The organism is Streptomyces sp. NBC_01460 (genome assembly GCF_036227405.1).
Lineage (GTDB): Bacteria > Actinomycetota > Actinomycetes > Streptomycetales > Streptomycetaceae > Streptomyces.
This window is the reverse complement of the sequence record NZ_CP109473.1, coordinates 905,183-916,264: the sequence shown is the minus strand read 5'-3', so window position 1 is coordinate 916,264 and position 11,082 is coordinate 905,183. Positions and strand designations below refer to the sequence as shown.

Below are 11,082 nucleotides of genomic sequence, written 5' to 3'. Positions count from 1 at the left end.
CGACGGGCTCAGGGCCGACGGACTCAGAACTCCAGGACGACCTGGAGGGCGTCGGCCGGCGTCTCGTCGAGCAGCACATACGCGTCGGCGGACTCCGCCACCGGCACGACATGGCTGACCAGCGACTTCACATCGACCTGGCCTTCGGCGACCAGTGAGAGGAAGGTCTGCTGGAGCCGCTCGACGGTCCAGCGTCCGGCCAGCTGCGGGGGCACCCCGCCGATCTGGGAGCAGATCAGCTGGATCCGGTTGTGGTGGAACTCGTCGCCGAGCCGCAGCCCGGCGCCGTCGCCCTGGTAGAAGCCGGACGCCACGACACGGCCGCCGACGGTGACGGATCGGACGGCCTCGTGCAGGGCGGGGTACACCCCACTGATCTCGATGGCGACGTCGGCACCCGCCCCGCCCGTGGCGGCGCGGATCCGTTCGGCGACGTCGTCGGTCCGCGCGTTGAGGGTGTGCCGCGCGCCGTACTCACGGGCGGTCGCGAGGCGGCCGTCGAGCGCGTCGACCGCGGTGACCCGCGCGCCGTTGAGCTGGGCGAGGCGGGTGGTGAGCAGCCCGATGACGCCCTGGCCGAAGACGGCCACGTCCTCGCCGAGGTGGATGTCGGCGGCGAGGATCGCGTTGTACGCGATGGCGCCGACGCGGGCGAAGGCTCCGGCGAGGGGTTCGAGACCGGCGGGCAGGGTGTGCCCGACCATGCGCTCGGCGGGGACGATGCCCTCGCTGCGGTGGCCCCAGATGCCCCAGACCAGATCGCCCGTGACGGGCATGCCGGGCGTGCCGACGAGCTCGGGCGAGACCTCGGTGACCTCGCCGACCTCGGAGTAGCCCCAGCCGGCCACCGGGTATTCGATCCCGGCCGCTCCGTCGCGGAAGATCCGGGCCTCGGCGTCCCAGGTGCGCGTCAGGTACGGGTTCGTACCCCGGTAGGCGGTGAGTTCGGTTCCTGCCGAAATGCCGGAGTAGCGGGTGCGGACCCGCAGGTGTCCCGCGGGGAGCGGAGCGCTCTCGTGCTCGGCGACTTCGACCTGACGGGGGCCGGTGAACTGGACGACGCGTTCCACGGGGAGCTCCGGTAGCGCTGGGAGGGGTGTTGCTCGCTGACTTCAGTCGAAGATATCTCAGAGTTATGTCTTGTCAACACGCAAAAGTAATGCTGTGATGCATCAGGAAAGTGCGTAAGTGGCGTGAGGACAGAGCATGGTGATGAAGACCCGACGGTCGAGGGCGACCCTGTTCGGGCTCGCCGCGACCCTGGCGGCCGGTCTGCTGGCCGGCTGCTCGGGCGGCTCCGGTGCGGAGCGGCCCGACAACAGGATCACGGTGTGGTCGCAGGAGAACCTGCCGCCGAGGATGGCGGCGACCAGGAAGGTCGTCAGCCGCTTCGAGAAGGAGACCGGCGTCCAGGTCGATCTCGTCGGCGTGGACGAGGCCCAGCTGCCGCAGCTGATCATGTCCGCGGCGGCGGCCGGCAAGCTCCCGGACGTGATCGGGGCGGTCCCGATGGGCCAGGTCTGGCAGATGTACGGCAACGGCCTCCTCAACACCGAGGTCGCGAACCGCATCGTCAAGGACCTCGACCCGGGCACGTTCAACAGCAACGCGCTCGCGCTCACGGCCGACGGGGGGACCCGGCTCGGCGTCCCCTCCGACGCCTGGCTCCAGATCCTCGTCTACCGCAAGGACCTCTTCGCCGAGGCGGGGCTCGACGCCCCCGACGACTACGCGAGCGCCCTGAAGGCAGCCGCCTCCCTCGACAAGGACGGCCGGGACGGCATCTCCCTGGCCACCGACCCCTCGGACGTCTTCACCCAGCAGAGCTTCGAGGACCTCGCCCTGGCCAACGGCTGCGAGCTGGTCGACGGCACGGGCGAGCCCGCCCTCGACTCCCCTGCCTGCCGCAACGCCTTCGCGGCGTACGACGATCTGGCCCGCAAGCACGGTGCGCCCGGCACCCAGAGCGTGGACACCACCCGCGCCACCTACTTCGCCGGACAGTCCTCGATGATGGTCTGGTCGTCCTTCCTGCTCGACGAGCTGGCGGGACTGCGGTCGGACGCGCTGCCCAGCTGCCCGCAGTGCAAGAAGGACCCGAAGTTCCTGGCCCGCAACACCGGCGTCGTCACCTCCCTGAAGGGCCCCGACGGCAAGGAACCCGCCCAGTTCGGCGAGATCACGTCATGGGCCGTCACCAGGACCGCCGAGACGGGCGCCTCCAGGAAGTTCATCGACTACATGATGGGCAAGGGGTACGCCGACTGGTTCGGCATGGCCCCCGAGGGCAAGATCCCCGTCCGTACCGGCACGGTGCAGAAGCCCGGCTCCTTCGAGCAGGCGTGGCGCGCCAGCGTCATGGGCGTCGACCGCCGCGAGTCCATGCAGAAGGCCTACCCCTCGGCCCTCCTCGACCGGCTCGTCACCGGTGTCGGCGACATGAAGCGCTGGGGACTCACCCAGGGGCAGGGCGCGCTCGTCGGCGCGACGAACGGCGAACTCCCCGTGGCCAAGGCCATCGGGGCGATGACCAGCGGCCAGCTCTCGCCGGACGAGGCCGCGAAGGAGGCCGACGACGAAGTGACCGCCCTCCAGAAGTCCCTCCAGTAGCCGCACGCCGCTCCCTCGCGAGGTAACCGACCCATGAGCACAACCCAGAGCGGCGCGAAGCAGCGCCGCGTCCCCGCGCAGAGTTCCAGCAGGCGGGAGAACCGCGCGGGCCTCGCCTTCGTGACCCCCACCTTCCTGGTGGTCCTGGTCGTGGTGATCCTGCCGATCCTGTGGACCGTCCTGCTCGCCTTCCAGAACGCCCGGCTCGTCGACATCCAGGAGAACGGCCTCTTCGGCCGGTGGACCCTGGACAACTTCTCGCAGGTCTTCGGCTCACCCGGCTTCTGGAGCAGCCTTGGCACCACGCTGCTCTACACCGTCGGCGCCACCGCGGGCTCCGTCGTCCTCGGGCTGATCGCCGCCCTCGCGCTGCGCCGGCCCTTCCGCGGCCGGGGTGTCCTGCGCGCGGCCATGCTCCTGCCGTACGTGGCCCCCGTGGTCGCGGTCTCCTTCGTCTGGGAGGTGGCGCTCAGCCCGCAGTACGGCATCGTGAACGAGTGGGGCCAGAAGCTCTTCGGGTGGGACGACCCCATCGCCTTCCTCTCCACCCGGTCCTACGAAGTCGGCCTGCTCGGTGTCCACTTCGACATCCCGCTCGCGCTGCTCACCGTCATCGCCTTCGAGACCTGGCGCTACTTCCCGTTCGCCTTCCTCTTCATGCTGGCCCGGCTCCAGGCCGTACCCGCCGGACTCGAGGAGGCGGCGGAGGTCGACGGCGCCACCCTGTCCCAGCGCTTCCGGCACATCCTGCTGCCGCAGCTGATGCCCGTGATCGCCCTGCTCTCCGTCCTGCGCTTCATCATGACGTTCAACAAGTTCGACGACATCTACCTGCTCACCGGCGGCGGATCGGGCACGGACGTCGTGGCCGTCCGCGTGTACGACTTCCTGACCTCGCGCTTCGACGTCGGTGCCGCCTCCGCGCAGGCGCTCGTCCTGGCCGTCGTGCTCATGGCCCTCCTGGGCGTCTACTTCAAGTTCTTCGGCAAGAAGATGCAGGAGGAATCGGCATGACCGCCACCGACACCCTGACCCGCGACGAGACCGGGCGGACCACGAGCCCGCCGCCCGCGGCCAGGCGCCCCCGGCTCACCCGCGCCCAGTTCGAGGAACGCTTCTTCGGCGTGCTGCGCTGGGTGGTGATCGCCTTCCTCGCGGCGATCACGATCGTGCCCTTCTACTACATGCTCATGCTGTCGGTGAAGCCCATCGACGCCCTGCTCCTGGACCCCGGCAACCTCTGGGTCTCGGCGAAGGACTTCACGCTCGACACCTACGAGAGCGTCCTCAAGTCCTCGTCCGACGGCGGCCAGGGATTCCTCGGCATGCTGGTCAACTCGGCGCTCGTTGCCGTCGCCACGGTCCTGCTCACGCTGGCCGCGGCGGTGCCGGGGGCCTACGCGGTGAGCCGGCTGAAGTTCTTCGGCAACCGGCAGGTCAGCGCGGTCTTCCTGGCCGTCTACCTCTTCCCGGCCACCCTGCTGGCCGTACCGCTCTTCGTCATGTTCGCGAAGATGGGACTCTCCGGCAGCCTGGTCGGACTCGCCATCGTCTACATCGCGCAGACCGTGCCCGTCTCGATCTACATGCTGAAGAACTACTTCGTCACCATCCCGTACAGCATCGAGGAGGCGGCGTCGATCGACGGCGCGTCACGCCTGCAGACCGTACGCAAGATCATCCTGCCGCTCGCCCTGCCGACCCTCATGGCGACCGGGCTGTACGTTTTCATGATCGCCTGGAACGAGTTCCTCTTCGCCCTCCTCTTCCTCGCGGCCGACCCCGAGAGGTGGACGGTCTCGCTGGGACTCCAGCAACTGGCCAACGGCATCGAGGTGTCGAAGACGGTGCTGATGGCCGGGTCGGTGGTCCTCACCATCCCTGTGGTACTCCTGTTCTTCTCCGCCGAACGGCTCCTCACCGAGGGTCTGACCAGCGGTGCGGACAAGGGCTGACCCCGGGTCAGGGGGGCAGGCAGGACTAACCGCCTGGCCCCCAGGGGCAGCGGGCACGGACGCGACAGACAGGGTGAGGACAGCAGGGATGGCAGGAAACCAGGCCAGCGCGGGGCACCTCCTGCAGCTCATCCGCAGCGGCGAGGCCACCACGCGCGGCGAGCTCCAGCAGGCGACCGGACTGTCCCGCTCGACGGTGGGACACCGGCTCGACCAGCTCTTCGGAGCGGGCTGGCTGCGTGGCGCCACCGGCACCTCCACCGGCGGACGCCCCTCCGCCCGGCTGGAGTTCGACGCGACCCACGCGGTCGTCCTCGTGGCGGACCTGGAGACCCGGCACGCACGCCTCGCCGTGCTCGACCTGTCCGGAGAGGTGCTGGCCGAGCACACCGGCGCACTCGTCATCGCCGACGGCCCCGACCGGGCCCTGGACCAACTGGCCCGCCGGTTCGGCCCGCTGCTCGCCGAGGCGGGCGTGGGACCCGAGCGGGTCTGCGGCATCGGACTCTCCGTGCCCGGCCCGGTCGACTGGGAGTCCGCCCGGATCGTCCAGCCCCCGATCATGCCCGGATGGGACCGCTTCCCTGTACGCGAGCGCATGCGTGAGGCCTGGACCGAGCACGTCGGCCCCATGCCCGCCGCGGGACCGCTGCCGGTCTTCGTCGACAACGACGCCAACCTGATGGCCCTGGCCGAACAGCAGGCCGGACACCCGGAGTGCAGCGCCTTCGTCCTGATCAAGGCCTCCACCGGGATCGGCGCCGGCGTCGTCGTCGGCGGCGAGATCTACCGGGGCATCGACGGCGGAGCGGGCGACATCGGACACATCCGGCTGCACGACCGCCCCGACGCACTGTGCATGTGCGGCTCCTACGGATGCCTCGCGGCGGTCGCCAGCGGCCGGTCGATCGCCGCGCAACTGACCGACGCCGGAGTGCCCACCGCCTCGGGATCCGATGTCCGCGAGCACCTCGCCGCGGGGCATCCGGACGCCGTACGGCTCGCCCGCGAGGCCGGGCAGCGCGTCGGCGAGGTCCTGGTCACCGTCGTCACCCTGCTCAACCCCGGTGTGCTGATGCTGAGCGGGGACCTGGCGGGCACCCCGTTCCTCACCGGGGTCCGCGAACTCCTCTACCAGCGCGCCATGCCACGCACCACGGCCCACCTCCAGGTCGTCACCTCCGAACTGGGCGACCGCGCGGCCCTGGCCGGAGCCGCCCACATGGTCATCGACCACCTCTACGCCCCCGACCGCGCCGACGCCCGCCTCGCGGCCCTGGCCCGCGTCGGCGCCTGAACGCCGGGCGCCGGGCCGGCCGGGGCCCGGCGCACCACAACCGACGCGCCGGGGCGCACCGCGCGGACGGCACCCCACGCCCGGCGCGCGCACCGTACCCACAGCTGAACGACGGAGAAGCACCATGTCCACCCCACCCCTCCCGGACGTCTGGCCCCACGAACCGGTCCGCGTCGGCCTCGTCGGCGCCGGCCCCTGGGCCCGCACCATGCACGCCCGCATGCTGGCGGCCGGGCCGGAGACCACACTCGCGGCGGTCTGGGCCCGCCGCCAGGAGGCCGCCGCCGAGGTCGCCGAACCCTACGGTGCGCCGGTCGCCGCGTCCTTCGAAGAACTCCTCGACCGGTGCGAGGCGGTCGCGTTCGCCGTGCCCCCCGCCGTCCAGGCCGTCCTCGCCCCACGCGCCGCTGCCGCAGGCCGCGCCCTCCTGCTGGAGAAGCCGCTCGGCGCCGACCTCGACTCGGCGCGCAAAGTGGCGGACGCCGTCAGCGACCACGGGGTGATCTCCCAGCTCGTCCTCACCAAGCGCTACCACCCGGCCACCCGCGCCTTCCTCGCCGAGGCGGCCAACCGCGAGGTGACGGGAGCACGCTCCTGCTATCTGCACGGGGCCTTCCTGGGCGGGGAGTTCGCCACGTCGTGGCGGCTGGAGCACGGGGCGCTGCTCGACCTCGGTCCGCACCTCCTGGACATCCTCGACAGTGCGGTCGGCCCCATCGTCTCCGTACGGGCCGCCGGTGATCCGCGCCGCTGGATCGAGCTCACCTGCGAGCACGAGAACGGCGCGGTCAGCCAGGCGTCCCTGTCGGGCAGCGTGCGGCTGGAGCGGGCCAGGACGCGGGTCGAACTCTTCGGCCCCGGCGAGGAGCTGGTCTACGACACGGCCGGCATCGACCACGAGGAGTGCTGGCCCGTCCTCCGGCGCGAGTTCGCCACCGCCGTACGGACCGGCCGGGGCACCGGCATCGACGCGGCCCACGGCCTGCACATCCAGAGGCTGCTCGACATGGCCGCGCGTACGGCCGGCTGACCTCCGAGGGCCGGATTGCCACGCGGTCCCGGCGTCCCCATCCCGTAACAAGCCGTGCCGTCGGCGGAAACACCCGGAACCTACCGTCCAAGCGTCAGAACGGTATACCGCAAACCGGGAGGGCCCGTGACCACGACCACGAGCGCAACACGACGTCAGGAGCCGCGCCTGCGTGAAGGCGGTCCGCTGGGCGAGGAGTACGAGCACGAGCCGGTGCCCCAGGGGGCGCGCCGCGGGCTGCTGTCCGTGTCGGCCGTGTGGTTCGGCTTCCCGATGAACCTCGGCAACGCCGTGTTCGGCGGCGTCATCGTCTACAACCTGGGCCTCGCGCAGGGGGCGGCGGCCATCCTCCTCGGCAACCTCGTGCTCTTCGCCTACGTCGGCGCACTCAGCTGGCTCGCGGGCCGTACCGGCGAGAACTTCTCCCACCAGGCCGCCCGGACGTTCGGCACGCTCGGGAGCCGCATACCCGCGGCCTTCCTCTCCACGGTCGTCATCGGCTGGTACTCCTTCCAGATCGGGCTGAGCGGCACCACGCTCCAGGAGGCCCTGGGGTGGGCGCCGTTGCTGGGCGCGCTCGCCGGGGGAGTCCTCTACACCGTGCTCACCGTCCTCGGCATCCGCGCCCTGTCGCTGATCGGGCTCGTCGCCACCCCGCTGTTCGTCGTCCTGGCGGGTGTCGCCCTCTGGTTCGGCCTGGCCGAGGGCGGCACATCCCTGGGCCACGCCCTGTCGTACGAGGGCGCCGGTCACGCCCTGTCCTTCGGCGCGGCCATGAGCATCGTGATCGCGGGGTTCTCCGACTCGGGCACCATGACCGCCGACTTCACCCGCTGGGCCAGGAGCGGACGGGCCGCCGTCGCCGCGGCGAGCTGCGCGTTCCCCTTCGCCAACAGCGTCTCGTACCTCGTGGGCGGGCTCGTCGTCGCGGTCGGCGGGGCCGTGGACCCCGCCGTCAACGGCGGCGGATTCCTCGGGCTGCTCACCGGCCACGGACCCCTGCTGACCTCGGTCGCCGTCCTGTTCGTCTTCGTCAACCTCGGCTCGGTCGCCTCGCACTGCCTCTACAACGGGGCCGTCGGCTGGTCCGCCATCACTCCGTTCCGCATGCGGCCCCTCGCGATCGCCCTGAGCGTCCTCGGTCTGGTCGCGGCGATGACCGGGGTGTGGAGCCTCTTCCTCGACTGGCTGAACCTCCTCGGCATCTTCGTGCCGCCCATCGGCGCCGTCCTGATCACGGACCAGCTGTTCCTGCGCCGCCGCACGGCGGGCCGGGAGGCCCGTGCCTACAGGCCGGGCGCCCTCGTCGCGTGGGGGGCCGGCGCCGGCGCCGCGACGGTGGCCCACTACCTCCTGCCCGGTTCCGTCGACGCGCTCATCGGCATGGCCGTCGCGTGCGGCGTCTTCCTGGCCGTCGAACGCACCGCGCCCGCGCCCGTCGCCCAGGTCGCCTGACCCGATCCGCCCACCGAGGAGAACACCTGTGGACCGCGCCGCACGCGACGAGATCTGCCGCCTTTCCGCCACTGAACTCGCCTCCCGCATAAGGAAGTCGGAGGTGTCGCCCCTCGAAGCCGTGGATGCGGTCCTCGACCGGACGGCGGAGCTGGATCCCGCTCTGCACGCCTACTGCACCCCCGTCCCCGACCAGGCGCGTGCCCGTGCCCGCCGGATCGGCGAGCGCCTCGCGCACGGCGAGGAGGTCGGCCCGCTGGCGGGCGTGCCGATCGGGGTGAAGGACCTGATCGCGACCCGTGGCATCCGTACCACGTCCGGCTCGCCCGCCTACGAGGACTTCGTGCCGGACGAGGACGACATCGTGGTGGAGCGCGTCCTCGGTGCCGGGGCAGTGGTGCTCGGCAAGACCAACGCCACCGAGTTCGGATACAGCGCCGTGGGCCACAACCCGGTCTTCCCCGCCACCCGCAACCCGTGGAACACGGCACTCACGCCCGGCGGTTCGAGCGCGGGATCGGCGGCGGCCGTCGCCGCGGGCCTCGGGCCCGTCTCGCTGGGATCCGACGGGGGCGGCTCGGTACGGGTGCCGGCCGCGCACTGCGGGCTGGTCGGCTTCAAGGCGGCGATGGGACGGGTCCCGGTGTGGCCCGGCTGCCGCGACGAACGCTATCCCGGGGTCTCGGGCTGGGAGTCGCTCGAACACATCGGCCCGCTGACCCGCACGGTCGCCGACGCGGCTCTGATGATGTCCGTGCTGGCCGGGCCCGACCCGCGCGACCGTCACTCGATCCCGTGCGGTGACGTCGACTGGAACGGGGCGCCCGACGGGGCGGGTGTTCAAGGGCTGCGCGTCGCCTACAGCGCCGACCTCGGCTACCTCGCCGTCGACCCCGAGGTGCGCCGAGTCGTCGACGCCGCGGTCGGCGTCCTGGAGAAGGACCTCGGCTGCCGGGTCGAGGCGGTGGACCCCGGGTGGGACGACCCCGCCGAGGCCTTCGCCGCCCTCATCGCCGCCGAGACGGACCTCACCGGCATGCGCGGCCTCGTCGATGTGCACGGCGAGCGGATGTCGCCCCATCTCGTGGCGATGATGCGACGCCGCTGGACGGCCGAGGAGTTCACCGACGCCAACATCGTCCGTAAGGCGGTCGTCAACCGGACGGCGCGGCTGATGTCCACGTACGACCTGCTGGTCACCCCGACCGCCGCCGTGCCGCCGTTCGCCGTCGGCATCCAGGGGCCCGGGCACATCGACGGCCGGGAGGTGGCGGACACCGCCTGGACCGGTTTCACCTTCCCGGCCAACCTCACCGGCCAGCCCGCCGTGAGCGTCCCCGCCGGCTGGACCCGGGACGGTCTGCCGGTGGGGCTGCACATCGTCGGCCGGCATCTCGCCGACGCGCAGGTCCTGCGTGCGGCAGCCGCGTTCGAGCGGGCGGCTCCGTGGGCCCACCGCTGGCCCGCCGGTTGCTGAGGCCCTGGCGTGCGGGGCCCGCCGGCGTGGCGGCGGGCCTTCGGTTCACCCGCGGCCGCCGGCGCACAACGCGGCGTCCACCGCGCCCTGGAGGTGGCCCAGGCTCTCGCCGCCGCCCGCCCACGTCGTGGTGTAGACGGTCACGGTGCCCCGGCCGCCCGTGGCCCGGCCGCCGCCCACCGAGCCGCCGGGCAGGTCGCCGCCGTGGCCCCAGTAGACCCCGCCGCAGCTGAGCGGGTGCGAGGCGATGCCGTAGCCGTAACGGCTGCCCGCGGGGTACACGTCCCGGCCGCCGACGTCGGTGGTGTCCCGCGTCATCAGACCCAGTGCCCAGCCCGGCAGGAGACGGCCGCCGAACAGACCGTTCCAGAAGGCGTCGAGGTCCCCGGGCGTGGAGACGAGCCCGCCGGACGCACCGAACTCGTACCCGGGAAGCTCCGTCACGTCGACGACCCCCGCCTCCGGGAACGCGGGGTGCACACCGTAGTTACGGGCGTGCGGTCCTCGCAGGGCCAGTTCGCCGGGGGCGGGCCAGTAGGTGTCGTCCAGGTGCAGCGGGCGCAGGATCGTACGCTCGACATAGGTGCGGAAACCGACGCCGGAGGCCCGGTCGATCACCATGCCGAGCACCAGGTAGTTCGTGTTGGAGTACCCCCAGTCGGTGCCGGGCTCGAAATCGGGCTCCGCGCCGAGCGCGAGAGCCAGATACTCCTGCGACGTGCCGCCCTTCGACCAGTCGACCAGCGCGGTGTACTCCGGGAGCCCGCTCGTCTGCTTCAGCAACTGCCGTACGGTGACGGCGTGCGTGGCGAGCTGGGGCACGTAGGTCCCGGCGCGGTCGTCGAGGCGTATCCGCCCGTCCGCCACCAGACGCATCACGGCGGTGGCGGTGAAGGCCTTGGTGTTGCTGGCGAGCCGGAACCGGCCCTGTGGTCCCACCATCTGACGGTTCGTCGTCATATCCGAGACTCCGGCCGTACGGGTCGTCCCGCCGCCGTACGCGAGGGCGCCCGGGACGCCGTCCCGCTCCACCAGCAGATCGAGCCGGCGCTGCACCGGATCCGACGGACGGGCGGCTGCCGCGGGGGAGAGTGCCCCGGTGAGGGTGGCGGCGAGCAGGACTGCGGCGGCGAGGCGTGTGCGACGCATGAGTGTGTTCCCCCTGGGTCGTGGCCCGCGCTTCGCGGGCCGGTCGGTCGTTCACCGATGACCCTGCCAGGACGCCGACGGAAGATCGGTACGCCCCGTACCCGGATCC

Annotated in this window: 9 protein-coding genes; 7 read left to right on the top strand and 2 right to left on the bottom strand. The window is 71.9% G+C overall.

Going from position 1 to position 11,082, the window contains the following annotated elements; translation table 11 throughout:
* Positions 1 to 23: 23 nt before the first annotated feature.
* The gene (locus OG488_RS04155) at positions 24 to 1,070 is read right to left on the bottom strand and encodes a zinc-dependent alcohol dehydrogenase (RefSeq protein WP_329226013.1); all 1,047 of its coding nucleotides are present in this window, start codon (positions 1,068 to 1,070) and stop codon (positions 24 to 26) included.
* A gap of 136 nt (positions 1,071 to 1,206) precedes the next feature.
* Between OG488_RS04155 and OG488_RS04150 the strand changes: the two genes are divergently transcribed.
* The 7 genes from OG488_RS04150 (at position 1,207) to OG488_RS04120 (ending at position 9,824) form a co-directional block, all read left to right on the top strand.
* Entirely contained in the window at positions 1,207 to 2,610 is a 1,404-nt protein-coding gene (locus OG488_RS04150; protein WP_329226011.1) for an ABC transporter substrate-binding protein, read from the top strand.
* Positions 2,611 to 2,643: 33 nt separating this feature from the next.
* Positions 2,644 to 3,624: a carbohydrate ABC transporter permease gene (locus tag OG488_RS04145; RefSeq protein WP_329226009.1), complete on the top strand. Its 981-nt coding sequence runs from the start codon at positions 2,644 to 2,646 to the stop codon at positions 3,622 to 3,624.
* On the top strand, positions 3,621 to 4,565 hold the full coding sequence (locus tag OG488_RS04140) for a carbohydrate ABC transporter permease (RefSeq protein ID WP_329226007.1): 945 nt from the start codon (positions 3,621 to 3,623) through the stop codon (positions 4,563 to 4,565). The genes OG488_RS04145 and OG488_RS04140 overlap by 4 nt, the downstream gene beginning before the upstream one ends.
* Before the next feature lie 88 nt (positions 4,566 to 4,653).
* Positions 4,654 to 5,862, top strand: coding sequence for an ROK family transcriptional regulator (locus OG488_RS04135; protein ID WP_329226005.1), 1,209 nt, complete (start codon positions 4,654 to 4,656; stop codon positions 5,860 to 5,862).
* A 124-nt stretch (positions 5,863 to 5,986) separates the two neighbouring features.
* A complete protein-coding gene (locus tag OG488_RS04130; protein ID WP_329226003.1) occupies positions 5,987 to 6,892 on the top strand; it encodes a Gfo/Idh/MocA family protein in 906 nt (301 codons plus the stop codon).
* 126 nt (positions 6,893 to 7,018) lie between these two features.
* A complete protein-coding gene (locus tag OG488_RS04125; protein WP_329226001.1) occupies positions 7,019 to 8,347 on the top strand; it encodes a purine-cytosine permease family protein in 1,329 nt (442 codons plus the stop codon).
* A 28-nt stretch (positions 8,348 to 8,375) separates the two neighbouring features.
* On the top strand, positions 8,376 to 9,824 hold the full coding sequence (locus OG488_RS04120; RefSeq protein ID WP_329225999.1) for an amidase: 1,449 nt from the start codon (positions 8,376 to 8,378) through the stop codon (positions 9,822 to 9,824).
* Positions 9,825 to 9,869: 45 nt separating this feature from the next.
* Here OG488_RS04120 and OG488_RS04115 read toward each other — a convergent pair whose 3' ends face one another.
* Positions 9,870 to 10,973 (bottom strand): serine hydrolase domain-containing protein, encoded by a 1,104-nt coding sequence (locus OG488_RS04115; protein ID WP_329225997.1) that lies wholly within the window; start codon positions 10,971 to 10,973, stop codon positions 9,870 to 9,872.
* Positions 10,974 to 11,082: the final 109 nt, after the last annotated feature.